At 55.0% G+C, this 25575-nt stretch carries 26 protein-coding genes; 10 read left to right on the forward strand and 16 right to left on the reverse strand.

What is annotated here, in order from left to right; translation table 11 throughout:
• The first annotated feature begins 190 nt into the window (after nucleotides 1–190).
• A complete protein-coding gene (locus JF535_RS06025) occupies nucleotides 191–892 on the forward strand; it encodes a spermine/spermidine synthase domain-containing protein (protein WP_207000360.1) in 702 nt (233 codons plus the stop codon).
• On the opposite strand, the gene JF535_RS06030 is transcribed toward JF535_RS06025, so the two are convergent.
• The 13 genes from JF535_RS06030 to JF535_RS06090 form a co-directional block, all read right to left on the reverse strand.
• Nucleotides 893–1291, reverse strand: coding sequence for a hypothetical protein (locus tag JF535_RS06030; protein ID WP_207000361.1), 399 nt, complete (start codon nucleotides 1289–1291; stop codon nucleotides 893–895). It abuts the gene before it with no gap.
• 12 nt (nucleotides 1292–1303) lie between these two features.
• Entirely contained in the window at nucleotides 1304–1744 is a 441-nt protein-coding gene (locus JF535_RS06035; protein ID WP_207000362.1) for an FAD-binding oxidoreductase, read from the reverse strand.
• 127 nt (nucleotides 1745–1871) lie between these two features.
• Nucleotides 1872–2015 (reverse strand): hypothetical protein, encoded by a 144-nt coding sequence (locus JF535_RS06040; RefSeq protein WP_207000364.1) that lies wholly within the window; start codon nucleotides 2013–2015, stop codon nucleotides 1872–1874.
• Between the two features lie 275 nt (nucleotides 2016–2290).
• Nucleotides 2291–2812 (reverse strand): GNAT family N-acetyltransferase, encoded by a 522-nt coding sequence (locus JF535_RS06045; protein WP_207000366.1) that lies wholly within the window; start codon nucleotides 2810–2812, stop codon nucleotides 2291–2293.
• 104 nt (nucleotides 2813–2916) lie between these two features.
• Nucleotides 2917–3384, reverse strand: a complete 468-nt coding sequence (locus JF535_RS06050; protein WP_340674134.1) for a nuclear transport factor 2 family protein — start codon at nucleotides 3382–3384, stop codon at nucleotides 2917–2919.
• 118 nt (nucleotides 3385–3502) lie between these two features.
• Nucleotides 3503–3964 (reverse strand): methyltransferase, encoded by a 462-nt coding sequence (locus JF535_RS06055; RefSeq protein WP_207000369.1) that lies wholly within the window; start codon nucleotides 3962–3964, stop codon nucleotides 3503–3505.
• Between the two features lie 60 nt (nucleotides 3965–4024).
• Nucleotides 4025–4435, reverse strand: a complete 411-nt coding sequence (locus JF535_RS06060; protein WP_207000371.1) for a hypothetical protein — start codon at nucleotides 4433–4435, stop codon at nucleotides 4025–4027.
• Between the two features lie 31 nt (nucleotides 4436–4466).
• A complete protein-coding gene (locus JF535_RS06065; RefSeq protein WP_207000374.1) occupies nucleotides 4467–5387 on the reverse strand; it encodes a GIY-YIG nuclease family protein in 921 nt (306 codons plus the stop codon).
• A gap of 113 nt (nucleotides 5388–5500) precedes the next feature.
• The gene (locus tag JF535_RS06070; RefSeq protein WP_207000376.1) at nucleotides 5501–6253 is read right to left on the reverse strand and encodes an endonuclease/exonuclease/phosphatase family protein; all 753 of its coding nucleotides are present in this window, start codon (nucleotides 6251–6253) and stop codon (nucleotides 5501–5503) included.
• A gap of 82 nt (nucleotides 6254–6335) precedes the next feature.
• Complete coding sequence (locus JF535_RS06075) at nucleotides 6336–7154, reverse strand: hypothetical protein (RefSeq protein ID WP_207000378.1); 819 nt, start codon at nucleotides 7152–7154, stop codon at nucleotides 6336–6338.
• A 196-nt stretch (nucleotides 7155–7350) separates the two neighbouring features.
• Nucleotides 7351–7860 (reverse strand): hypothetical protein, encoded by a 510-nt coding sequence (locus JF535_RS06080; RefSeq protein ID WP_207000380.1) that lies wholly within the window; start codon nucleotides 7858–7860, stop codon nucleotides 7351–7353.
• Nucleotides 7861–8553: 693 nt separating this feature from the next.
• Nucleotides 8554–9876 carry a type II toxin-antitoxin system HipA family toxin gene (locus tag JF535_RS06085; protein ID WP_242523731.1) on the reverse strand — a complete coding sequence of 441 codons (1323 nt, stop codon included), beginning with the start codon at nucleotides 9874–9876 and terminating at the stop codon, nucleotides 8554–8556.
• A complete protein-coding gene (locus JF535_RS06090; RefSeq protein ID WP_207000383.1) occupies nucleotides 9876–10226 on the reverse strand; it encodes a helix-turn-helix transcriptional regulator in 351 nt (116 codons plus the stop codon). The genes JF535_RS06085 and JF535_RS06090 overlap by 1 nt, the downstream gene beginning before the upstream one ends.
• A gap of 336 nt (nucleotides 10227–10562) precedes the next feature.
• On the opposite strand from JF535_RS06090, the gene JF535_RS06095 reads away from it, so the two are divergent.
• Entirely contained in the window at nucleotides 10563–12044 is a 1482-nt protein-coding gene (locus tag JF535_RS06095; RefSeq protein ID WP_207000385.1) for an MFS transporter, read from the forward strand.
• 105 nt (nucleotides 12045–12149) lie between these two features.
• On the opposite strand, the gene JF535_RS06100 is transcribed toward JF535_RS06095, so the two are convergent.
• Nucleotides 12150–13196, reverse strand: coding sequence for an NADP-dependent oxidoreductase (locus tag JF535_RS06100; RefSeq protein ID WP_207000387.1), 1047 nt, complete (start codon nucleotides 13194–13196; stop codon nucleotides 12150–12152).
• Nucleotides 13197–13513: 317 nt separating this feature from the next.
• Here JF535_RS06100 and JF535_RS06105 point away from each other — a divergent pair, with 317 nt between their 5' ends.
• The 6 genes from JF535_RS06105 to JF535_RS06130 all read left to right on the forward strand — a co-directional run bounded on the left by JF535_RS06105 (nucleotide 13514) and on the right by JF535_RS06130 (nucleotide 20280).
• Complete coding sequence (locus JF535_RS06105) at nucleotides 13514–14893, forward strand: alanine/glycine:cation symporter family protein (protein WP_207000389.1); 1380 nt, start codon at nucleotides 13514–13516, stop codon at nucleotides 14891–14893.
• Between the two features lie 198 nt (nucleotides 14894–15091).
• Nucleotides 15092–15697 (forward strand): bactofilin family protein, encoded by a 606-nt coding sequence (locus JF535_RS06110; protein ID WP_207000391.1) that lies wholly within the window; start codon nucleotides 15092–15094, stop codon nucleotides 15695–15697.
• Nucleotides 15698–15788: 91 nt separating this feature from the next.
• Nucleotides 15789–17000, forward strand: a complete 1212-nt coding sequence (locus tag JF535_RS06115) for a class I SAM-dependent methyltransferase (protein WP_207000393.1) — start codon at nucleotides 15789–15791, stop codon at nucleotides 16998–17000.
• Between the two features lie 63 nt (nucleotides 17001–17063).
• Nucleotides 17064–18440 carry a hypothetical protein gene (locus tag JF535_RS06120; protein ID WP_207000395.1) on the forward strand — a complete coding sequence of 459 codons (1377 nt, stop codon included), beginning with the start codon at nucleotides 17064–17066 and terminating at the stop codon, nucleotides 18438–18440.
• Nucleotides 18440–19162: an OmpA/MotB family protein gene (locus JF535_RS06125; protein WP_207000397.1), complete on the forward strand. Its 723-nt coding sequence runs from the start codon at nucleotides 18440–18442 to the stop codon at nucleotides 19160–19162. The genes JF535_RS06120 and JF535_RS06125 overlap by 1 nt, the downstream gene beginning before the upstream one ends.
• Nucleotides 19162–20280 carry a hypothetical protein gene (locus JF535_RS06130; protein ID WP_207000399.1) on the forward strand — a complete coding sequence of 373 codons (1119 nt, stop codon included), beginning with the start codon at nucleotides 19162–19164 and terminating at the stop codon, nucleotides 20278–20280. The genes JF535_RS06125 and JF535_RS06130 overlap by 1 nt, the downstream gene beginning before the upstream one ends.
• Nucleotides 20281–20343: 63 nt before the next feature.
• Here JF535_RS06130 and JF535_RS06135 read toward each other — a convergent pair whose 3' ends face one another.
• Nucleotides 20344–20949 (reverse strand): L,D-transpeptidase, encoded by a 606-nt coding sequence (locus tag JF535_RS06135; RefSeq protein ID WP_227718300.1) that lies wholly within the window; start codon nucleotides 20947–20949, stop codon nucleotides 20344–20346.
• A 555-nt stretch (nucleotides 20950–21504) separates the two neighbouring features.
• Nucleotides 21505–23157, reverse strand: coding sequence for an alpha-amylase family glycosyl hydrolase (locus JF535_RS06140; RefSeq protein WP_207000401.1), 1653 nt, complete (start codon nucleotides 23155–23157; stop codon nucleotides 21505–21507).
• Nucleotides 23158–23445: 288 nt separating this feature from the next.
• Here JF535_RS06140 and JF535_RS06145 point away from each other — a divergent pair, with 288 nt between their 5' ends.
• Both JF535_RS06145 and JF535_RS06150 read left to right on the forward strand, forming a co-directional pair.
• A complete protein-coding gene (locus tag JF535_RS06145) occupies nucleotides 23446–24636 on the forward strand; it encodes a hypothetical protein (RefSeq protein ID WP_207000403.1) in 1191 nt (396 codons plus the stop codon).
• Between the two features lie 8 nt (nucleotides 24637–24644).
• Nucleotides 24645–25547 carry a hypothetical protein gene (locus JF535_RS06150; protein ID WP_207000405.1) on the forward strand — a complete coding sequence of 301 codons (903 nt, stop codon included), beginning with the start codon at nucleotides 24645–24647 and terminating at the stop codon, nucleotides 25545–25547.
• Nucleotides 25548–25575: the final 28 nt, after the last annotated feature.

The raw sequence follows: 25575 nt of genomic DNA on the forward strand, positions 1-25575 counted from the left end.
GTTCGCTGGTGCTCGTACGGCTAGGCAGGGCTAGACTGGGGGTGGCGTGGCCCCGATCGCTCGTGACCTCCAGTAGCAGGAGGCGCAATGGGGTCATCATAACGTTGCCGGCCCGGATCACCAACGTGTGCTACAGTGCGCGCGCTACCCGCACCGCCCGAATGACACCAGACGACAGAGAGCCCCACCCATGAAACCCTGGATCGAACTCGGCACCGCACAGATTCCCAATGGCGGTGGCGCCCTCACGTTGCGCCAGCGCGATCAGGAGTTTTCCATCGCCCTGTCGGGCCCGCGCGGTGAGCTGATGAATAGCCGCCGCTTCCACAGTGAGCAGCAACTGTCCGTACTGGGCTGTGCGCACCTGAAGAACAAAAAGAATGCCCGTGTGCTGGTGGGCGGAATGGGCATGGGCTACACCCTGGCGGCGGCGCTGGAAGCCGTGACCGACTCTTCGCAAGTGATCGTTGCGGACCTGATTCCTGAAGTAGTGGAGTGGAACCGTGGCCCCCTCGGAGAGTGCGCCGGGCGGCCGCTGGATGATCGCCGCGTGGCCGTGCACATCGGCGATGTGGGCGAATTACTGGTCAATCGCAACGCTGAATACGATGCGGTCCTACTGGATGTGGACAACGGCCCGGAGGGCCTGACCCAGGCCGACAACAACTGGCTGTATTCCATTGAAGGCACCAGCAGTATTTACAAAAGCCTGGTGCCGGGCGGCGTACTGGCTGTGTGGTCGGCATCACCGGACGCGGTCTATGCCAACCGGCTGAAAAAAGCGGGGTATCAGGTAGAGGTCAAAACCGTGCGGGAGCGCCCGGGCAAGGGCGCGCGCCACGCGATCTTCCTGGCGAAGAAACCGGGAGCGCAGCGCCGCAAGCCGCACTAATCACTCGATGCGTTGCCACACCTCGTATTCCACGCGCTTGCCATCTTCCCAGCGCTCGTTGGTCCAGGTTGTGTCTTCAACTTGTGTGGTGAACGCGAAGATTGCCCCGGCCTTTTCGCCAAATGAGTTGTAGCGCAGGGTCTCAATATACTGGCCGTCTTTCAGTGCATAGGTCCCGGTACCAGAGGCCCAAAAGGTCCCGCCCTTCATCGACGTAAAACTGAAGTGTGAATCTGTGATCACCTTCAGCGCCTTCATGTCGAGTTCCTTGTAATCCACCAGCTTGCCGCTGCCATCCACATAGTTCCCGGACACCAGTTCCCAGACGCCCGTAAGATCCTTCGCCAGAGACAGCGAACTACCCAGCGACAATACGATAGCGATAACCAGTTGCTTCATGAAACTTCCTTTTTATTCATTGCCTGTTTGTTCATAGGTTATTGAGTCCTGCGAGCTTACCGCTTCGCTGTGCCTGATTGCCTCTTGTTCGGCAGGTGTCAGCGGCTTGTACCCGCGCCCCATCGGCCAGCCATAGCCCCAACGAAAATTCGTCGGCAGGTAAGGCGAACCGCCGATGCGCACACCTGCCAGCATAAGGTTTGCGATTTCTTCCTCGCCGGTACTTGCCACACAAGCCTTGAGGGCGTCATCCGCCGCCACACGATCCTCATAAGACCCGCCTTTCCAGTAGGCATAATCATGCGCCCGGCAGCAAGCCAGCCACAGTGCTTCCTGCTTGATGGTTCCATCGGGAAAAGCGCTGCAGCCGTCAGAGGTGAAGGGCGCAATCTCCGCCGCCTCTGCACAACAGCTGAGGGCTAGAAGTAGGGTAGGTAGGTGTCTGAAGACCAATTGAGTGTTTCCACCATATTAACTAAATGCCAGGCACTGTCCGCCAAAACGACTAAGTTCCGTCACTGTCTGTCGCCCGACATGCCGCCACCAATTCTCAAATATCGACGATACGGTGGCCCGGAGACTACATTAGCGGCGCAATGGCTTTACCTATTACAATGCCGAATGTTAAAAGAAATGCCCCGACAAGAAATGCGCCCAGCACGATCAAGCCATTTTTTTGCGCCGCATCTGCAGTGGCCCACCAATTCTTTAGTGCTTCTTTCATGATCTTTTCCTTGACGTTAATGCTCGGTCTTCGCCGGTAATGATGAGCGCATCGCGAGATTAATTGCCATGCTCATTGTCCCCGACATGACGCCGAAGACGACCGCTTCATTTGAGAGTATCCGTATTGAGGGAAACGACTCAAAAAGAAATACCAGTAATAGGGAGGACGCCAGCCCGAATGCGGAATGTAGAAGCCAGATTTTTGTGGATAACTGCATGCTTTTCACTCAAATATCTTGTTTTTTTGCAAGAAATCTCTTGGGATGCCGCTCATTATGAGAGCCGTTGCTTGTAAAAGTACGTGGTACCCTTCAATTCCCCGCTCGGCGAGAGTGCGTATCCAGGGATTTCTCCTACTCTTACCCAGTCGAGCTTTTCATACAGCTTGTCCGCATCACTACCCGATTCAGTGTCCAGCACCAGTGTATGTATACCGATTGAGAAAGCATAGTCTTCGGCTTGTTCCACAAGTTTTGAGGCGATACGTTGCCCCCTGAATGCAGGATCCACAAATAGTTTTTGTATCTCTCCCCGCACGTATCCATTTTTCTTGGTGGGTCTTTCAAGTTGGACAGAGCCAACGATTCTTCCCTCTGCTTTTGCTACCCAAAGGTGCAGGTAGTCATTGAGGCTGCCACGAACGGAGCGCCAGTACGATTCAGCATCCGAGGCAGTAAAATCTGAAAGAAATCCAACCGATGCACCGTTCGCGACGGTGGCCACAAGTCCAGCGCCTAATTCAGAAACTGCGGCATCCGAAATTTCAGACAGCTTAACTATTTCCATATTGCGCATTTTTTCCTAAAAGCTCGGGTGGGGGACGGTTGGGGCGCAAGGTGAACCGTCGAGGTCACGCCTCTCTGGGCAGCAGCTCATTGTCCGGTATTATTGTGCAAGTACTACTCATGATATTTACGGATCACCGCCACTTTACCATGCTCCATTTCTAAAACCTCCATCATGGTTTGACGATACTCGATTTCCTGCTTGCTTTCCGGGTGGATGCCTTTTGCATGATTCCTGTATCTGATGGCAATGGCTGACTCATTGAACACGAAGACATCGATAAGCTCAGCGTTATATTCTGTATGCGCCCCCAGATAGAACGTCATGCCCTTACGCATGGCATCTTTTCCGTCAGGCGTACGGGAACCATCCGTTTGCCAGGGGAGATGCGTGTGCCCTATATCATCAGTGAGTAGCCCAAGATAACTCTCAAGATCCTCTTTAGTGGCATCTGGGGCCTGCGTCGCCACCATTTTCTCAAAGTATGTTTGAGCGAACGTTTCCAAATCGATTTTTGATTCCTTTGCATGCAGATGAATAGAAACCATGAATATGCATGCCGCGGAAAGAATTTTTATCACTTGGGTCTCCTTCGTTATTCTTAGTAATAGGCAAAGTGCATAGCGCCGAGCCGGGGCTTATGCATCCACGATGCAATACGTTTTTTACATTAAGCAATTAAGGCTAGCTTGTATAGCGTCAAATCCAACGCCGAACCGCTGATTCGTATTCACGGTATTCACCGCCAAACTTTTCACGCATACACCGCTCCTCCGGAGTGATTTGGAACCGGTTCATATAGATCACGAACAGCGGGAGCAGCAGAAAGCTTGAGATATTACTGAGAAAAACGGCCCAGCCGACCAGCATGAGCAGAAAACCAGCGTACATTGGGTTACGGCTCATTCGATAGATTCCACTAGTGACGAGGCAAGTTGATTGATCAGGTACTCTGGGATCGACGGTAGTCCCCGCAGACCGAAACGCTAAAACGCCAAGTAAGATGAAAATCAGACCCGCTGATGCAAAGACTATGGCCGCGAGCGAGAAAGCGGCGAACGTAATGCTCAGAATTGGTAATAGCCCTGCGAATACCCACATGAAGCCTGCGAAGAAAAGTACTTGAACAATAGGTGGGATTTTCAGCTCCAATCTTTCCACTGCAATTCCTTTAGTGTCTGTTAAAGCAAGGGAAGATCACCGTCCAATTGCTTTGAATTATTATGTAATTATTTCCACTGGCCCCAGGCCAGTCATAATATGGTTTTTGAAATCCTCAAATTTCCTCGAAGGGAATACGAAAGTAGGAAATTTGCCTGGCTCAAGTTGATTATAAGGAAGAGTAAAATAGCAATCTTTTTCAACAATTTCTAAGGCGATTTTGTTGATCTTGTCAATAGGGATCGACACGTCAGAAAATTTTAACTTACCGTCCGAAAATTTCACAAAACTAATCGGATCTTCCACTCTCGGCGGACCATTTTCTTTAAATAGGACAATTAACAAGAAGACATTGGTGATGACGCTCAGCTCAAACAACTTAAAATCATACTCTGTAAGAAAAACGAACGCGCAATATGCAATTGCGATTACAGACCATAAAGCTAGCATTCTAACATTGTATTTTTTCATCGTTCCTTGACTCTTGCAGCTACATAGCACCTCAATCAGCCGACGCATTAGCGGTCGGTTGCAGTGACGTGTTAGCTTTTGATATCTCTGTCTCTTCGACGGACTTGAGCTCTTTACCTTTGGCATTTTTCCATTCTATTAGCCCGTTTGCACTCCGCCCCATGACTACGGCCGCCGCCGCAGATGGACTACTAAAAAGGTAGTCCGAAGCTAGAATCAAATCCTCACCTTCTTTAACAATAATTTCATTGTCTATTAGCTCGTCTCTAAGAGCATTAAAACCCTTTGGAAAAGATGGTACTGTATCAACAGCTACTTTGGATCCAGAAAACACTACAAATCCATCCGATGTTCTTTTTCCTCGAGCATCTGCGCCTCTGGCACCTTTTACGGAGAAGAAATCTTCAGACTCTTTCGTATTTGATTCGACTTTAACCAATGGCTCAAAGGCTTTAAAACCCATTGTATTGATAAGAATTTTCACATATTCAATAAATTCTTCCATTTCCGCTTGGTCGGATTCAGAAATGGAGCTCCGTGTGGGCGTATTTCCATTTTGAATATCGTACCTTCCCGCAAAAGTAGCGATTTCATGTAGCCGCGATTCTAAGTACTTGATGTGAGCCTTATTAAGGTTTTCATCTTTGCTAATAAAAACAACGGATTCGTTCCAAAATTCCTTTTCAGATACATGTTGAACAAGGCGAGAGTATGCGTTTTCAGCTTCACCTATATATGCTTTAGGTTTTGAAGTGGAGGATTCCGCGCGACCAAACAATAAGTAAACGGACGTGCCTTTTAGATCTTGCCTATCTGAACAGTCTTTGACCTTGCCGCGCGGTATTCGATAGGCTTTGCCGTTCCAATTCGACAATTCACATACCATCCTTCCATCAGGATCAGCATCCATCAGAAATAATTTAATTGTTTTTCCGTATTTCGTGGAATACATTTATTTTCTCCGAGAAAGCTAACGCCTTGATAACTGGCGGTAACGGAGTCGATTAATTTGTGCTATTAAAGCACAAATTAGTCGACGCAGCGAACGTCCGGTAGATTGCTTTGTTAACTGCCGATCTCAAAAATTAGCGGTAAATGATCGCTAACAGTAATCCATTTGTTATACTCCCCTATGCTTAATTTGGCCTCGTCTAGTAAGTTTTGGGGCAGCAAAACATAATCTATATGGTATGGCTTGTGCTGTTTACGGTGTAAAAAGAATGTTGGCTGAGTCTCCTTGCCGGCAATCTCGCGAGATTGATAATGGTAAAGGCTTTGCAGGCCGATATTCGCGATTTCATTGAAAGTGTCAGTATGGTTCCACCAGCGGTCAGGTTTGTCCCAAACCTTGTTGCTATTGAGGTCGCCAGCGATAATCGTGTTTGGGGCGGATAGTTCAGTGCGGTGAATCTGGAGGTATTTCCAGAGCTGGCCTATATATCCGAATGCTTGAGAATCACTTCCCTTTGTCCAGCAGGCAAGCACGTTGTAGTGGTTATTGATTCTAAAAGGCAGGAAAAGCTGAAGCTCGGCAGTTGACCAAGTTGTCGAAGCGCTCGAAGAGATAAGGCCTGGAATCGAGTACGATCCCGACCAATTTAAAAGCGTGACCTCATTTCCGTTTTTTGGAAATATTCCAATTCCTTTGTTTTTGTTCTTACCTACCCAAAGGTATTCACCTGCCCAATCGCGATACGCCTGAGTTGAGCGTTCTGGGTCTTCGCATTCTTGAATGATTAGTATGTCTGCATCTAAGGACTCAGCTTCTTTCAGTTTATTTCTGAGTCCGCCGTTGCAGTTCCATGTTACGAAGTTCATAGTCAGTTAACGCCGCGCTCTGCGGAATTTTAGGAGCGCCAGCGAGTAAATTTTCCGTAGCAGCGCCTTGTGATGTTTTTTATTAATCTTTAGGTGGAATGACCTCTGCCACTTTCACTTCACCATTTTTTATCATCTCTCTAATTTTTTCCTGAGCTTCTTTGGATAAACCAAATTCCGGATGTACATAATCCTGTCTGTGCTTAATATATTTGAAAGCTCCTTCACCCTGAAAGCTCTTGACGTCATCTGGCCAATCAGATGTATATTTGTGCTTTCTCAAAGGATCATCGTAATTTTCAGGCCAAGCTAGAAACTCGAAAATAATATAAACACTATGCTCAGAAAGCATAGGCAATCGCTCGATTCGAGAAACTTCATGCTCTCCGAACGTTGCCGGACGATCTCGTCTAAATGCTTCGTATGCAGCGTCGTCTGGGGAATTAATGTAATCTTTCCAATTGTCTACGCCATAGAAAAATGATACTGGAAGTGGGCTTTCTGTATTTGTTTCATGGTCTATTATTTGAAACTGATTGAGAAGGTCATGACGCACTTTCATTTTCTTAACATCAATTACTCTCATGTGCTCTTTATAGGTGATTTCCTTCTCCAGCTCCTTGGTTTCAAGAAGTAGCCTTGCAGCATATATCCAGTCCACTCTGACATTATTTAAACCATCCAATGTTTTATAAAAGATCTCATAGTTGTCTGAGCAAACATCCAAATAAAATTGTGAAATTTCTCTTTCACGCTTTTTACTATCCAACATCGAGTTGAAACGAAATGCGGCAAATGCACCGACCAACGCAGCCGTTAGTACTGTAAAAAATCTTGATACATGTTCAAAATACGCAGGCAACACCTTCTCTTCTATAGCCAATGAAGAGAAGTGCCACAAAACTAGCCCTCCTATACCCACAAAAATACCTGTGACTACTGGATCATATCTATATTTATTCAGATCTCATTTCCTCGATGAAACATAACGCCCAGCGCAGGCGCAGCCAGCGCAGAGTACTTTTTGTGTTAATGTTTGAGCGCCAGCGAGTAACACAAAAGGTGCGTAGCGTTGGCTGTCGCTCTGCCGCTGTTTGTTAGGGCTGCTGGAACCTCAACCACCCGGTCTCGGAGCCCACAATAGGAACAAAAAACAGTGCCCCAACGGCACCGTTTTTCTTAGCCAAAATCAGAGAGTTTCCACTTTTGGAGAAACTATACCTTACCCACTGCTTTCCAATAGCACCTTCTTTGGCTAGAAAATCGCCTCGCTCTATGACATAGCTGCCGTTTTTACAGCTAATTACTGATTCTGAAGTAATGTTAACGCTTTTTATAGGCTTAGAGTCATTAAATAATGTGATCTCTAAAGAGCTACTTTCTCGTGAATTGACAATTTTTACGTAATCCACTGATGATGGATCTCGCTCCTTAGGGAACAAAACTGATGATAGATAAACTTCTTTACGCTTTGAGTTTTCGCCAAGGTTTCTATACAAGCCAGAAATATCTTGGCAGCCTCCTGATTTAGCATAGGCTACCGGCTCCCACTCAGGTGGGTACTCATCTTTGAGAGCACAACCTGCAGTTAACGACAATAAAGACAAAATTATTGCTATTTTTTTAATGATGTCCTCCTTGCCCTAACGCCCACGGCATGGGCGGATTACCTTATGCGCGTTTTGCGCAAAAATGGGAGCGAAGCGACCGCGCAAAACGTGCATAAGGTAAGCCGTCCCGCGGAGGCCCGAAGGGCCGGAGCTTCATTGCCCGTGCTTGTTAATGTTGGGAGACAAAAAGCGATTGACACCTTTAAGGCCGCCAAACCTGAAGCCACTCAGAGCCAACATACTTTGAGCGGCACAGCTGGTTTTACCCTACCACGCTTTCCTTGGAGCGGCTAAAAAGCCAGCCAGGAATCACCCACTATTTCACTTCCGCCGCCAGCGCCCATTCCAAAGAATGGAAGCCACTGCGGGCGTTTAAAACCAACCGTAAAATCCTGCTAGCGATTGACCTTCTACAGCGAAAAAAGCCGCCGAGTCGCTCAGCAAAACACACCGTACTTAAAGAGGCGGCGGCATGATGAGCCTGAACATTAACAGTTTTATTCAAAAGCCCCCAGATATAGACATTATGTCTATATCTGGGCATTTATATCCATATGTAGCCATTATGTCCAAATGTAGGCATGGGCAATATGGCTATATCTGGGCATCTGGTTTGACGTTGATGCCTGAGAATTGATCGACCGCTTTCGGGTTGGCCGCTTTTTCTTCATGTCGCGTTCGCCTTTTCCCCTAGATATTCAACCGAAGATTCATGGCAATCTCGTCGATAAGGGGGCCGGGTACTTCATGGGTCTTGGCCAGTTCTCTCCAGCGTGAAACCTCGGTCACCACCTCGTCCACAATGCCGTCGATCTTTCTGCGGGAGAACAGCGGGCTGATTTTCTCCAGGCTGTAGAGGTCCGCGCGGGTGAAGTCTTCGCGCTTGCCGTTCAGGCTCATCCAGTGGCTGTTGATCCAGCGGCTGCCGGGCTTGTAGCTGTACGCGAGGTCGTAGGCGGGGGCCAGTTGCCAGGTTTTTTGCTTGAGCTGAAAGGCGAAGTTCTTGGCGTGGTCGTCGTGGTTGCGGGCGACGATGTTGAACACCATGCGCAGCAGTAGCTGTTCCGCGTCTTTGGCGCTGAGCTTCAGTTGCCGCGCGATGGCGAATAGCTCGCTGTAGGAGAAGGAGCCGGGGGCCTTGTAGTCCACATGGGCGAGACCGTTGAGGGTCTGGATGTGCCGTTTGTGGTTGCCGCGGCGGTCGAAGCGCTCGGTAATAAAGTGCCGGCGGTTACCTTCTGTGAGCAGGTGGCAGGGCATCATGTGGATACCGCAGTTGGTGGCCATTTCGTGGTAGACGTATTCCATGGCACCGAAGCCAAGCGGGTCGCCGAAGGTTTCCTGGTTTTTGTTGTGCTCGCTGACGCCGTCGAATTTCATCAGGTAGTGGGTGAAGCCTTCCGGCGCGTCGGCCTGCCCGGAGCGTACGTGGGTGAAGTCTTTGTTGAAGGCGAGCACGGCTTTGGGGCGGGCACCGCCGGCGCTCATGCCGACGGAGAGCAGGGCGACCATGGCTTCACGGTTTGCGTCATCTTTGCCGAGCTCGATGTGAAAGTCGGCGCGGCTGTCGAGCACTTCCTGGGCGATACCCACCAGCTCGTCAATGGCGATGTCCTGGGTGGCGTTGAGTTTTTTGATGCGGGTGGCGGGGGCGTATTCGAGAGCGCCCATGCCCCGTTTGCCGGTGTATTGCAGTCGTTGCAGCGGTGTGATGTCTTGCGGGTGTTTGCCCTGGGCGGCCATCCAGGCATTGAGTACGGCATTGCCGAAGTCATCGGGCAGGGAGTCGGCAATCAGCCCGGGTAGGCCGCGGAAGGTATCGAAGCGCAATTCCGGGAAGCTGTAGATGCGCGGTGCCAGGGGCATCTTGAGCGGGGAGAGTTCGATGCCGGTGTCGATGAAGGCCGGATCGTATTCGAAGGCGCCGACCCCGGTGTCGGTGTCGAAGCTGACGGCGCCGGCGGTGAGGGTCTTGCCGTCTTCGCCGGCGAAGTCCACACGGATGGCTTCCATTACCATTCCGGCTCCTCCCCTGAAGTGTCTTCCTCTTTACCGCCGTGTTTGCCCCGTTGCCCAGAGGCGCGCTGGCGGCGCTTGCCCTGTAGCTTGGCAAGCTGGATGGGAGAGGGTGGTTGCGGCGGCAGGAATTTGTCGAGCTGGGCGGTGAGGTCGAGGGCCTGGAGTATGGCCACCAGAACTTCCAGCTGTGTCTTGCCCTTTTCTGCGTTGAGCACCGCCTTGCGGCTGACGCCGGCGCGCTCCGCTACTTCCAGTTGGGTGAGGTCCCGGTTCAGGCGTGCCTGCTTGAGCCGGTGGCCCAGCACTTCGGCAATGGCGGCGGGGGACTGACTGGATGTGTCCATAAGGTTACCAAATAGTATCTTTATGGAGTCTAGCTCGCCTTGTGTGTCAAAAATAGTACTTTATTGAATTTCTTGAAATTAAAGCTAAGTGCAAAAATTTACACTTTATGATGGTTTTTAATCATTGTGTGTCCTTTTAGGGACCTTATGGTCGGTGATTTCATCGGCGGCGCTGGGCGGGTGTGGCCGACCTCCGCCCCCTTGCCGGAGGAGGCGATCTGTCGCGCTAACCGCGAGAATCCTCCATAACCAGAAACCCGCACCGCGTCTTTGTGCCGGCGGTGCGGCTGGAAGCACAGTTCCAGCGTCACAATAAATAACGAAGTGATCAGAGCGATGAAGAAGCAGCCCAAACTCCCCTTCTGGCAGGTGTGGAATGTCAGCCTCGGTTTTCTCGGTGTACAGTTCGGCTTTGCCCTGCAGAACGCCAATGCCAGCCGGATTCTTTCCGATTTGGGTGCCGACCTGCACTCACTGTCCCTGTTCTGGATCGTGGCACCCCTGATGGGTCTGCTGGTGCAGCCGATTGTCGGCTCCGCCTCCGACCGCACCTGGAGCCGCTTCGGCCGCCGCAACCCCTATATCCTGTTCGGTGCCATTGCGGCAGCGGTGGGTATGGCGTTTATGCCCAATGCGGGCATCGTGGTGGCCTTTGTGGCCCCGATTCTGTTTGGCGGCGTGATGCTGGCGCTGATGGATGCCGCCTTTAATGTCACCATGCAGCCGTTCCGTGCATTGGTTTCGGACATGGTGCCTTCCGAGCAGCGTACCGTGGGTTACTCGGTGCAGTCCCTGCTGATCAATATCGGTGCGGTGATGGGCTCGATGCTGCCGTTTATCCTCACCAACGTGATCGGTCTGGAGAACACCTCGCGCGCGGGTGAGGTGGCGCCCTCGGTGATTTGGGCTTTCTATATTGGCGCGTCGGTGCTGTTGGGCTCGGTGCTGTGGACCGTGTTCCGCACCAAGGAATATCCGCCGGAAGAGTACAACGCCTACAAGGGTATCGATGCCGAGCAGGTGGCGCGGGAGCTGGCCGAGCGCAAATCCCTGGCGCAGCGCCTGAGTGGTTTTTTCAAGTTGCTGCTCAATATGCCAAAAACCATGCGCCAGCTGGCGGTGGTGCAGTTCTTCTCCTGGTTCTCCCTGTTCATCATGTGGGTCTACACCACCCCGGCCATCACCCAGCACGTGTGGGGTGTGGAAGCCAAATGGTTTGATCACGATTACCTCGCCACCGTGGGTGAAATCCCCGCGCACATCGCCGCTGCCAAGGGTGCTGCGGGAGACTGGGTGGGTATCATCTTTGCCGCCTACTCGCTGTTTGCTGCGCTCTTCTCCATCGTACTGGCGCGCGTAGCGCACACCCTCGGCCGCAAGCCAACCTATGCGCTGTCCCTGCTGCTGGGTGGCCTGGGTTACATGAGCTTTGTACTGTTCAAAGGTGGCGATGCCACCCAGGTGAACCTGCTGATCACCGAGGTAACCGTACCGAGTGGTGCCGTTGGCCTGATGCTGCCGATGATCGGTGTGGGTATCGCCTGGGCCGCAATTCTGGCCATGCCCTACGCGATCCTGTCTGACTCGCTGCCAGCAGCGAAGACCGGTGTGTACATGGGTATCTTCAACTTCACCATTGCTGCGCCGCAGATCCTCTCAGCACTGGTGGCCGGCCCGATCCTGGCGGGTGTCTTCGACAACCAGGCGATCTACATCATCATGCTCGCCGGCGTGTTTATGGTGTTCGGCGCCATCTCGGTGTTCTTCGTGCAGGAAGATGCTGCGCTGCCGGTGCCGCCGGAGCCGGTCACGGCCTGATTCGCGATTCTTTACGGCCCTCGCTGCCGGCAAGCGGGTCACCCGGGCGGGTGCGGCCGCTTGCCGCGGCGGGGCTTTCGCCCGCCTCAATAACGCAGAGGGGGCTCAGCTGTCCTCGCCCACCCGCACCACCAGCTTGCCGAAGTTTTTTCCTTCCAGCATTCCCGCGAAGGCTTCCGGCGCCTGCTCCAGGCCTTCCACCACCTGCTCGCGGTACTTCACTTTGCCTTTGGCGTACCAGTCCGACATCTGCTGGTAGAACTCGTCATAGCGGTGCCCGTAGTCATCAAAAATGATGAAGCCCTGTACCTTGAGGCGCCTGGTGAGAATCGTGCCCATCAGCAGGCCGAGGCGGTCGGGGCCTTCGGGCAGATTGGTGGCGTTGTACTGGGAGACCAGGCCGCACACGGGAATCCGCGCACTGGTGTTCAGCAGGGGTAACACGCCGTCGAGTACCTTGCCGCCGACGTTCTCGAAGTACACGTCGATCCCGTCGGGGCAGGCGGCGGCCAGTTGTTGGTCAAAGTCTTCGGCGTAGTGGTCGATGCAGGCATCAAACCCCAGTTCCTCGACCGCAAAATCACACTTCTTGTTGCCTCCGGCCACACCCACTACATGGCAGCCTTTGATTTTGCCGATCTGCCCCACGGTGGCTCCCACTGGGCCGGTGGCGGCCGCCACTACCAGGGTTTCTCCTTTCTGTGGAGCGCCGATATCCAGCAGCCCCATGTAGGCGGTGAACCCCGGCATCCCGAGTAGGCCGAGTGCGAGCGACGGCTGCGGCGGATTTTTGCCGAGGTTGACGAGCATGGTGCCGTCGGAAAGGGCGTAGTCCTGCCAGCCACAGGTGTAGGAAAGTACCCAGTCACCTTCGGCGAATCCATCCAGGCGGGACTCGATGACACGATTGACCGTACCGCCGACCATTACCTCGTCGATTGCCACGGGCTCCGCGTAGGAGGCGGCATCGCTCATACGGCCCCGCATATACGGGTCCAGAGAGAGAAAGACGGTGCGCAGCAACACCTCGCCCTCCGCAGGCTTGGGGATGTCGCTCTGCTCAAGGCGAAAGTTGTCGTTAGCCGGTGCGCCCTTTGGGCGGGATGCGAGGACAATACGGCGATTGTGGTCACTGGACTGGTTCAGGCTCATTGCGCGTTCTCCAAATTGTGTCCGAGATAGACTTGTAGCATATCCCTTCCCGTCGGGCGGGCAGTGGGCAGTCAGAGGTAATGGTAGGCGTTGCTGATGATCTGCAGAGAACCGTTTGGGCGGCTGGCCATCGTGCTACAGCAGGCGATCATTCCGGGGATCGCGCTGGCCATTGGGCGGTGACTTACAGCAAGACAAGTGTCGGCAATGACGAAGTGGATAGGGAAAACTCAGTGCACGCGACTGCGACAATTTGAGATTCCCCGCGGTTTGCGCGAGCATTGTGGGCTTCGCACATAATAAGTAGCCCGCTGTCCATGACATTTCTTCAGTCTCTCGAGTCCGCCCTCAATACCTTCGTCGCCTACGCCTGGGGCACGCCACTGCTGGTGTTGCTGGTGGGCGGCGGTCTGTTTTTGCTGGTCAGCTCGCGCGGACGCCCTTACCGGCATCTCGGGCATAGCATCGATCTGCTGCGCGGCAAATACGACGACCCCAATGACCCCGGCCAGGTGCCTCACCGCCAGGCACTGTCCACGGCGCTCTCCGGCACCCTCGGCCTTGGCAATATTGCCGGTGTGGCGATTGCGATCAGTGCCGGTGGTCCCGGGGCCATTTTCTGGATGTGGGTGACTGCGTTGGTGGGCGTGGCGACCAAGTTCTACACCGCAACCCTGTCGGTGATGTACCGCGGCCGTGACAGCCGCGGCGAGATTCAGGGCGGGCCCATGTACGTCATTCGTGAAGGGCTGAGCAAGCGCTGGTTACCGCTGGCGTATTTGTTCGCTATCGCCGGGCTGGGTGGGCTGTTGCCATCGTTCCAGGCCAATCAGACCGTGCAGCTGTTGCGGGTCTCCTTTGCCGAGCCGCTGGGCTGGGTGAGCCCGGAGAACGCGCTGTTGTTCGAGTTTGGCCTGGGGGTTGTGCTGGCACTGGCAGCGCTGGTGGTGATTGCCGGGCGCATCCAGCGTATTGGCCGCTTCGCGGTGCGCATTGTGCCGGCGATGGTGATTTTCTATTTGCTGCTGACCCTGGGTGTGATCGGTTACTTCTGGCAGGAAATTCCGGGTGCCTTCGCACTGATTTTCAATGACGCCTTTACCGGCCAGGCCGTGGCCGGCGGTGCGCTTGGCACGGTGATCGCCACGGGCATCAGCCGGGGTGCTTTTTCCAACGAGGCCGGTATCGGTACCGAATCCCTCGCCCACGGTGCCGCCAAAACCACAGAGCCGGTGCGCGAGGGCGTGGTGGCGATGGTGGGGCCAATTGTGGATACCCTGATCATTTGTACCTGTACCGCACTGGTTATTCTTGTGACCGGCGTTTGGCAGCAGGGAGAGGGCATTGAAGGCGTGTCCCTGACGGCGAATGCGTTCAGTAGCGTCTTTGGTGGCTGGGGCCCGGTATTACTGCTGATCATGGTGGTGCCACTGGCGTTCAGCACCATTGTCACCTTCTGGTATTACGGCATGAAGTGTTTCGTGTTCTTGTTTGGCGACCGGCTGCAGGTGGTTTACACCGTAATCTATCTTTTGCTGATCGTATTTGGTGCAGTGGCATCGCTGAATATCGTCAATAGCCTGATTATTGGCATGTACGCAGTGATGGCGATCCCCACCATGGTGTCCACACTGCGGCTTTCCGGGCGGGTAAACCGCGCCGCCCACGACTACTTTGTGAAGACGCCCGGCGCATGACCTAAAGCCGGCTGGGTGTTTATTGGTCGACGGGAGCGGTGGTTTTGTTTGGCGCGTAAAAAATTATTGTGAAGGTCCTCACAAAGTCGGTGCAAGATTTGATTTTTGTCCCATTCCCTATGGGAACTGTCAGAGAAAACCGCTAAAAACGTTGTTTCACGAAAACAATAGCTCTCTACGGTTACATTAGGTTGAACAATGGCGAATCCCCTCGACCCTAAACCGGACGCAAGTCTGGATTCCAACTCTTTTCTCTCCGGAATGAACGAAAGTGGTGCAACCGAGCGCCCGTTTGCGGACAAGCTCGATGCATCCATGGCGAAGGATCGCTCTGTAATCGGTAAGAACATCAAGTTCCGCGGCGAACTGATCGGTACCGAAGACCTGCATATCGAAGGCACCATCGAAGGCACCGTCATTATGGAAGGCCACGACCTGTCCATCGGTCGCGAAGGTGAAATCAATGCGAACATCCATGCGCAGAATATCGTGATCAACGGTACTCTGACCGGTGATGCGCTGGCAGACGAGCTGATCGAAATCCGCAATACCGCGGTTGTGAAGGGCAACCTGATCGCCCCGCGCATCCAGCTGGACGACGGTGGTAAGTTCCGCGGCTCCATGGATATGGTCGATACCGATGACGAGATGAAAGCCCGTCATTCCGAGTTCAAAGACAAGCTGGTTCACCCGAACCTGCCGCCAAAAGACGAAGCGCCGAGCCGACCCGCCGCGAAGAAGTCTTTTGCCCCGAAAGACACTGCCAAGGATTCGGCCAAGGAAACGGAGCTGGCTGATAGCTGATTCCTGCAGGCGCGCCGCATCCCCCGTGCGGCGCTGCCTTCTGCTCCCGTTTACAATCCCTGGCTCACGCCCCGAAATCCTGCGATAAATAATGCAACACCGATCTTTTGGCCTCGCTGCGTTAACGACCGAGATGGTCAAAAGTGGGGACAGAATCCTCGATCTTGGGCCTCTCTCCTCCGGCACCACGCAAGCCTTTCTCGGCCTCAACTGCCAGTGTCATATTGAAGACCTGGTGGAATACCTGGCAGATAACCAGCACCGCGATGATCCGCTGGCCGCGCTGGAAGAACACCTGCTGCCAAAGCCCGCCAACCTGAAGTTTGATGTCATCCTGTGCTGGGATCTGCTGAATTTTCTCGAGCTGGATGTCATCCAGCACCTGATTCGCCTGCTACAGCCGCATCTCAAGCAGGGCACCATCTTGCACACCATGCGTTACACCGGGCGCAATCAGCCGCACAAGCCGCGGCGTTTCCGACTGCTGGATAATTTCTGTTTCGAGTATGTGGACGACCCCAGCTATCCGGAAGTGGCCTCCAAGGGGCATTCCACGGTGACGCTGCTGAAATGCATGGACCGCTTTAGTCTGTTCAACTCCCTCATGAAACGCGAGGGAATGGATCAGAATGTCACCGAACATTTTCTGGAATACGACAGCACCACGTCGCGCAATCAGGTGCGCAGTGGCGGAGCTTCGGATGTGAGCGCCTACTTCCGCCAGGTGCGCGACGATGAGCGCGTGTTGTTTGCCGGTGTGGGCAAAGCCCTGGAGGCCCTGCCGACCAATGCAACCGTACTGGATTGCGGGCGTAAAAACGGCCGCAATATCGATGCGCTGAAAAAGAAGGTGGGTGCGCTCTATGTGGAAGACCTGCATGCGTCCCTGGCCTGGCGCAGGAAAATGCACGGGGAAAGCAGTGACTTCAGCGCTTCCATGTTCAGCTTTGATCCCGGCACCAAACTGGATGGCGTGTTCCTGTGGGACCTGCTGAATTTTTGTAGCGCGGGACAAATTGAAGCCCTGGGAGAGCTGCTGGCGGGGCGCATGACACCCGGCGGTCAGCTGCATTTCCTGGTGTACAAATCCAGTCAGCACCCGGAGCGTCCAGCCATGTTCGAGCTGCTGGAAGATGAGCGGGTGGCGGTGACGGGGATTTCCGAAAGCCGCACGGATCGCAGCCTCGGCAATACGGCCGATCTGATGCGGCTGCTGCCGGGCTATCGCCTGTTCAGCCACCACCTGGCGCGGTTGCCGAGCGGTGATGCCGTGCAGGAATTTGTATTGCAGCTGAAAGGCTAGCGGCAAACCCTGAACTGAATAATGAAAAATTAATTCGAGAAGATTCCACAAGAGATTGCTTCCATGTCTGAATTCTTGCGCTCTATTTTTGTTGCCCTGAGCCCGGATGCGGTAACCGACGGGTTCCTCTCCGTGATGTTGGTATTGTTTGCCCTGGCGCTGGTGTGCCGGTTTCTTCGTCGCGGTGGGGAGTTTGTGGAACAGTCGCCCGGGCTGCTCACTTCACTGGGTATTCTCGGCACCTTCACCGGTGTGATTATCGGCCTGTTTGAATTCAGCCTCGCGGATATCGACCAGAGTATCTCCAATTTGCTGGAGGGCCTGAAAACCGCCTTTATTACCAGCGTGTGCGGCATTGGCCTGTCGATCCTGCTGCGTGCCCTGACCCGCTTTATCCCGTTGCCGGGGGAAAACCTGCCGGTAACCGACCTGGCGGACGTGCGCGATGCACTGCAACAGCTGCAGGCCGCACTGGTTGAGGGGCAGGAGCGACAATTGAAGCAGAGTGAGACACAGCTGGAGAATTTTTCCGGGCAGGTGTCTCAGGCACTGGTGCAGGAGATGGAACAGGTGGTTCAGCGTTTTAACGAGCGGGTGGAAAACCAGTTCGGCGAAAACATGACCCGCTTCGGGGAAAACTTTGCCCGCTTTGATGCCATGGTGGAAACTCTCACTCGCGAGTACAAGGCCCATGAGGAGCGGGTGGAATACTGGTCCGAGCACTGCGATACGACGGTCATGGGGCTGGTACAGGTGGCGCGGGATCTGCAGCAGATTCACCAGCAGCTTGCAGATATTCCGCAGTTCTTCGAAGGCATGCAGGGCGTGAATGCTCAGGCCCGCGAACAAATGCAGGCGCTCAATGAGCAGCTGGAACGCTACCGCGGTGTGAGTGTGCAGATGCAGGAAGTGCTGCCGCACCTGGGTGAGCGTATCGATCAGTTTGTACAGGGCATCGATGTGGTACAGCAGGTCATGACCAGCGACATGAAGCAGTCGCTGGTGAGCATCGCCCAGCAGAGCGAGATGCTGGGCGCGCAGATCAAGGCGGTGTCCGGTGCCTTCGAGAAGATGTCCAGCCTGGATGCCGACTTCATCCAGGGTCTGGTTCAGGAATCCATTACCACCCACCGCAATGGCATGCAGGAGCTGGCCCTGCAGCAGGCACGCACGCACAAAGAAATGGTGGATGCGCTCAGCCATGTGATTCGCAAAAGCATGGGCGACGCCGAGAACTCTATCGGCAAGCAATACCAGCTGGTGGAGCGCAAGATGGAAGAAGAGGTGGAAGGTGTTATTGCGGCCATGGGCCAGGCGCTGGCAACCATCAGCGGCCAGTTTACCCGGGATTACCGCCAGCTGGTGGCGCAGATGCAGCGCCTGACACAGGCCGCACAAACGGCCGCCGCCACTGAGCGTGCGCGCGAGGAAATCGCCTGATGTCCACCAGGTCGGGGTTTCCCCGTTCCGGTTTGCCGAACCGCGGCGAGGGCGAGTCCTCGTGGATCAGCGTGTCCGACCTGATGGCGGGGCTGATGATGGTGTTTCTGTGTATTGCGGTGGCGATGATGCGCTCGGTCATGATCGAGCGGGAAAAAATCCGCACCATCGCCATGTCGTACAAGGAAAACCAGCTGGCAATTTACGAATCGCTGCAGAATGAATTCGCTCCCGATCTGGCGCGCTGGGGCGCGACCATTGACCGGGATACCCTGACAGTCGCCTTCAACAACTCCGATGCCATGTTCGACACCGGCGAGGCGGCTCTCACTGCCAGTTACCAGGTGGTGTTTGAGCAGTTCTTCCCCCGTTATATGAATGTGCTGGCGCCGTTCAAGGGATCGGTAGAGGCGGTGCGTATCGAGGGGCACACCAGCTCCGGCTGGGGCCAGACCAGCGACCGCAATGACATGTACTTTAATAACCTGCGCTTGTCGCAGGACCGCGCGCGTTCGGTACTGCGCTTCGTCTACACCCTGGATGAAGTGGCCACTCACCACGCCTGGATGATGCAGAATGTGGCCGCTGTCGGGTATTCTTCCTCGCGACCCATCTACAATGCCGATGGCAGCGAGAATATCGAACAATCCAAGCGAGTGGCCTTCCGCGTGATCACCAATTCTGAAACCAAGATCCACAGTATCCTCGAGGAATCTTTCTGATGAGCCGCTGGAGCCGTCATCTGGAAGCGCTCACCCAGGCCATTTCCGGTATGGGGGGCCGCGATGTGCACGACGCGGCGACCGGTCAGGATATTCTGGAGCGCGAAGCCCCGGAGACCGTCACAGCGTCAGTGGACGCCGCGGAGCCCGACCGCCACAGTGCATCGGTCGAGCAGGCCCTGGTCCGGGGAATGGAAGTGACCCTGGGAGACCTCGAGTCGACCGAGCACGGCTGGATGTATCGCGGGAATCCGGTGATGGTGTACGCGGTGGATGTGGCCGCGGTGGAAGACCAGCAGGTGCGTAAGGAATTCTTCCACCGCGTGCACCTGGCCAGCTGTTGTGGGGCTCTGGAAGACCCCGCGCAGGTGGTCTGGATCGGCACCGCGCGGGAAGCACTGGCAGCCCCCGGGCTGAGCGGCACACCACACGCCTGCGAGTACTGCCTGACGAAGGTCAACCACCGCGGTTTTCGCGGCCTCGGTCCGCGGGACCGCACGCGTGTTGCCGATGGGTTCAGTTTTCACTGGCATGTAAGCCAGTACGCGCAGGAGTTTTTCTCCAGCGAAGAAGCGCATTTCTGGGCGCCGGGCAAGTCGGTGCAGGTGGTGGGCGATGTCGAGCCAGAGGCTGCCGACCACGGTACCTGTGGCTTCTGCGAGTGGCCGGTGCCAGCCGGGCACGACTGGTTTGTGCCGGTGGAGCGGGGCGCGGCGTTGGGCCTGTCTATGGATGCCTGTATTCTCTGCGCCCAGCAGCAGGCCATGGGTGTATTGACGCTGCCGGAGACCAGCGCGCTGGCCGCCAGCCAGGCACGGTTTGACACGAAGCAGGAACACCCGGCCATGTCTGCGCACGATGCAGAAACAGAAACTGAGCGCGACTGGTCCCGGGTGCGCCGACAGCTGCCTTTGTCCTGGCACCCACTGTGTGAGCAGCTAGAGCGCAAACTTTCTGCCCCCGTACTGTTTCACCGCTTTACCGGCTACGAGGGTGTCGCGGTGCTGGCGTGGCCGGAACATCGCCGGGGCATTGTTGCGACCGAGGAAGAGCGTGCGCGCTTGCCGGAAGGCTGGGATTTCTGGACCATGCGCAGTGTGCTGGGGAGCCTCGGCTAAGGCGCGCTACGGAATATAAAAAAGGGCAGCGAAAGCTGCCCTTTTTCATAGTGGTCGGTGCGTTTATTGACGAACCGTTACCTTGGTGCCCGAGGGGGCATTTTCGAAAAAGATCTTCGCCATATGCCAGGGCAGGCGAACACAGCCATGGGACTCCGGACGCCCGGTGACCTTGCCCGCATGCATGCCTACCGCGCCGTTGAAGCGCATAAAGAAGTCCATCGACGCACCGCGGAATACGGTGCCCGCCGGACGCTTGTCGCGGCGCACGTCGACACTCGACTTGCGCACATAGCCGGCCCGGTCCACATAGTGGCCGAACAGATTGGAGCGGTGGTCGATATTTTTCTCCGAAATACGGAAGCTGCCAGTGGGTGTGCGGTAGCCAGCAATGCCTGTTGCTACCGGGGAGATACCCGCGAGCTGGCTGCCCTTGTAGAAGTAGGCCCGCTGTTCACTGATGTCGATAATGATATGCGGCGCACCGCCCACAACATCCCGGCGCCACCAGGCACTGCCATCGGTCATGGAGCGGTGCTGCTGGTAGGGGTAGGGGTAATCACCCGCCTGCGCCACGGGTGCAAATACCGCCGACGCGGCCAGAACCAGGCTGGCGCCGAGGGCGATTTTTTTAAGAGCTTGCTTGATGAATGTGGAAGAGCCTTGCATGCGTACCTCATCTGCTCTCGCGAGCAACTTGCAGGGCGGCGTGCGGGTGCGCTGGAGGCATTCGTTCTCCAGTGAAATTCAGGGCGAACAAACCCCTGCACCTTCGTGCACAGACCAGACCTGTGAATTTCCCCAAAGCGGCGCGTCGGTGTATCCCGAATTGGCCGCGGGATGAGCCTGCCTATCGGCATCGCTAGCGAGCGAACCTCAGGGCAAGTGAGAGGCATGGTAGGGTCCGTGATTGGCGCTTTTTACATTGAAACGGAATGACGGGAGGCGGGGATATTATCTTTCGCTCGGGGGCGGTCACCGGTGATACCGGCAAAAAAAAGCCGGCTGGGTAGCCGGCTTCAAACTTTCCAGAGAAACTGGAAATCGTGCTTTGACGAGAGCAACACTGGTTGACGATCTTATTGAGAGGTAATCCTTTGAGTGTGTAATGGAGCGCGGGTTCTGTGCAGTCAGGCAACCGCGCGCCAGTTTCTCGGATTTTTTCGCCGTTTTCTTTCCGTTTTTCTTCCGGCTTTCTCGCTAGTCGTCGAATACTTTTCTGGCTCAGTTGCGGCGGAATACGCGCGCGCCCGCCACCGGCAGTTCAACGGTCTCCGCGGTCACACTGCCGCCGAAACCGGCCGGGGTGATGTCTTCGGCCCCGACAAATGCTTCCGGCAGGGTATAACTCGCGGCTTCGCGCCCAAGGTTCAGCACTACAAAATAGCCTTCGTCGGCACAGCTGCGCTCGAATACCAGCAGGTCATTGCCGCTGTCGATAATGCTCTGCTCGGCGATCGCCAGTGCCGGCGACAGGTTCGCGTGCCACTGCAGCAGGGCGCGGAAACGGTTCAGCATGGAGTGCTGGTCGTCTTCCTGAACGGATGCCGCCAGGTGGTAGTGTTCTTCTGCGACCGGCAGCCAGGGTTTCACCTTGGAGAAGCCCGCATTGATCTCGCCGCCGTTGAACCAAGGCATGGGCGTGCGGCAGCCATCGCGGCCCTTGAATTCCGGCCACAGGTTGATGCCGTAGGGGTCCTGCAAATCCTCGAAAGCCACCTCCGCTTCCGGCAGGCCCAGTTCCTCGCCCTGGTACAGGCATACGCTGCCGCGCAGCATCAGCTGCATCAGCAAGAACAGGGGTGCGCGGGCGCTGGCCGTTTCCGGGTCAAAGCCTTTGTTCCAGCGGCTGAACGAGCGGGGTACATCGTGGTTGGAGATGGACCAGCACGGCCAGCCTTCCTCGGTTACCCGGCGGTTCTTCTCCAGAGTGTCGCGCAGGAACTGTGCGCTGCACTCTTCCGACAGCAGGTCGAACGAGTACGCCATATGCAGGCGGTGCTCGGTGGTGTAGTCGGCCATGATCTTGTGGGTATTGTCGTCGCCCACCTCACCCACGGTGGTGGAACCGGGGTACTCGTCCATCAGCGCGCGCACCCGCTGCAGGAACACCAGGTTCTCCGGCTGCGACTTGTCGTGGATGTGCCACTGGTATTCGTAGCTGTTCACCGGCGGCAGGCCGTTCTTGTCCAGTTTGACCGGGCGCGGCGGGTTGTCCTGCAGGGAGCGGTTGTGGAACGCATGGTTGATGGCGTCCAGTCGGAAACCATCGACTCCGCGGTCAAGCCAGAAACGCAGGTCGGCCAGCAGTTGCTCCTGAACTTCCGGGTTGTGCAGGTTCAGGTCCGGCTGCTCCTTGAGGAAGTTGGTCAGGTAGTACTGGCGGCGGCGGGTACACCAGCGCCAAGCGCTGCCGCCGAAGTTGGACATCCAGTTATTGGGCGCGCTGCCATCGTCCTTTGCGTCGGCCCACACGTACCAGTCGGCCTTGGGATTGTCGCGGCTCGCGCGGCTCTCCTCGAACCAGGGGTGCTGGTCGGAGGTATGGCTCAGGATCTGGTCGATGATGATCTTCAGTCCGAGTTCATGCGCCTTGTCGATGACCTGGTCGAAGTCGTCAAGATTGCCGAAGATCGGGTCTACATCGCGATAATCAGATACGTCGTAGCCGAAATCCGCCATCGGCGACTTGAAGAAAGGAGAGATCCAGATGGCGTCAACGCCCAGGGATTTCACATAGGGGAGCTTCTGGCAGATACCCTGAAGGTCGCCAATGCCGTCGCCGTTAGCGTCACAAAAGCTGCGGGGATAGATCTGGTAGATCACGCTGTTGCGCCACCATTCCCCGGTTTGACTGCTGTTGGGATTACCGCTCATGCCTTGAGTCCGTTTTTGGATACTTATTAGGTTAGGGTCAGTATGGCGATGTGGCAGCACCCTTGCCTCCTCCCTTGCCGGGGGGGAGGGGGGCATCCGGTGGCCGGGCAGGCGGGGTGGATAGCGGGCGCGGACAGGGAGGGAAGTCGCCCGGAAACGCGCCGGTCAGCCGGCCAAAATAAGTCAAAGCTGGTACTGGCGTGCCCGCAATAATCCTTGAGGCGGATATTGGCGCTCTTTAAGATTCCACGCAGTTTCACAGGGATTTGAAATATTGCAAGGATTCGCATGGATACCCCACAAGGCACTCTCTACCCCTCCCCCCAAAATTGCCCAGTGATTGCCGGGCAAAACGCCGGTAAGCGCATTAGCTGCGTTACGGAATATCAGCATGTATATGACCGCCTGCAACAGGCCGCACTGCGCAACCACCACTGGGCCCGGATTGCGGTAAAAGAGTTGCATGCGCTGACCACCGGCATGCTCGGTAAAAACAATGTGTATGTACGGCCCGGTGAGCGTCAGCGCAGCACGGGCAATGAGAGGTACTATGTATTTTTGCCCGGTTTGAAGGCGACTGTAGAGCGCTGGCCTAATGATCAGTATTGTATTACTGAGTTGGTGTTGGATGATCACTACTACGATTTGACGGCGCCGGGGCAAGAGGAGACGCGAATGGGGCTGTATCGAGCTTCCTCAGATCTCGGTCAGAATTTGTGGAAGGCTTCTTATGTCAAAGATAGTAAGATCTTGCCGCAACGGGGCCGCCTAGTGGCAATTGCGGACGCTAAGTTCAGCAGCGCTGACGATGCGATTGAGGAAACGATGCCTAGAACGGCGAAGCACTTGGGCGTCGGTGCGGCCCACGTAAGAGATAGTGGTGCGGATTTGCATTTCACGCCAGGAAGAAAGCCGCTGGGCGGCGGGCTCCTGTGCTACAACCCTCTAAACGTGGAAAAGAGTCGCGCATCGGCGCTTTTATTGGCAACTACTATGGCGTCCGCTCGCGATGTTGAAGGTGTGGTCTGGGCGGCAGATTTCGGCGGATCTGCCGTACTAACTCAAGCGATGCAAATACTTGCAGATAAAGGTTTGAGCCTGAAAGGGCACACTGTTTATTTCCATAAGCCGCGTACATCTCCAGCCAAGTCGTTGCGTTTGGCTCACAAGCTACAGATGAATTTAAATGAGAGGATTGCGGATACTGGGCTTAGTTTGCGGGGTGCTATCAGTCAGCTCAGTGTTGCGGATGTCCGCCTAAAAAATAAAAACGATCCTTACAGTAAGGGCTACCATGCAGAAGCATGGCTGAACGGTGGGCTTAAGGTCGCCGCGCCGGCGGGTTTGCTGGCTGCCGCAGTTGGCGGTCAAGCTGGACTGGTAGTTGGCGGGATTGCCACTGTAATTGGCGGGACTGGTGTGGTTCATGCTTTAGGGAAAAGTGCAGCAGAAAGCTTTGGTTATCGCTTCAGGCGTTGAGAGGATTTATGCGTAATATATTCAAATATCCTGCTCTGGAGTGGCGGCGTCGAGATGATTATTGTGTGCCGCAAGGGCCGGCGTTTTCTGATGCGTCGAATGTCTCGTTGACGCTGGCTGGCAGTCGGTTGAAGTTGCGGGCTCCTCGACACAATCCCTTACGCCGTTCTGTGAAACAGGTGCGAACTGTTCCGGGCCTGGATGTTTTGGCTGATCCTCACTTGAGTCGATACGGCCAAGGGGTTATGTCGAACTCTCATTGGGGGCTTAACTGTTTAGTTAGGCGCCTATGGGCTTTTTACGGGCCCTGGATGACAGGGTGTAAAGGCGAATTGATATTCAGTGTTTGTGTTATTGGCCGATTTGATGAGTATCGGCTCGACAGTGTTTCATTTTTTAATCCCAAAGCCTTCGAGATGGTTTTAGTTCGCTACTTGAACGAGCGATATGGGCACCATAATTGGGAGGATGAGCTGTCCCATATTCCTCGTTATCGAGGCCCTATCGATTGGCGGCGTCATGACCACCTTCCGGTTCCGAGTGCCAGTTTTAAAATCAGCAGGGGGGCAGATCCTGAGCGTGTGAATCGGCCGCAAAGTATTTTTGTATTTCCTGTTTCCGATGGGCATTTTGTCGAAGTTTGTTTCGAGCAGCGATATCACAGCTTCGATCATGAGTATCAGCCAAACTTCGATAACTCTCCTTTGCAAGAGTTGCAGGATAATATCTTCAACAGCATTACATTGGAGCTTGGCCCGGAAACCCAGGCCAAAGTCGAAAAAATAAAAGCCCAGGTCGGAGATATGCAGCTCTGCAAAGAATTCGCCCCCCTAAAATGGCCCACCAACATCTATCCTCCGGAACCATCTGCCGCGCCGGAAACACAAAAGTCCCTGAAAGCCGGCTGTTAAAGCCGGCTTTTCTCTAATCTCTATCCGC

Origin of the sequence: Microbulbifer salipaludis, assembly GCF_017303155.1 — a bacterium.
Lineage (GTDB): Bacteria > Pseudomonadota > Gammaproteobacteria > Pseudomonadales > Cellvibrionaceae > Microbulbifer > Microbulbifer salipaludis.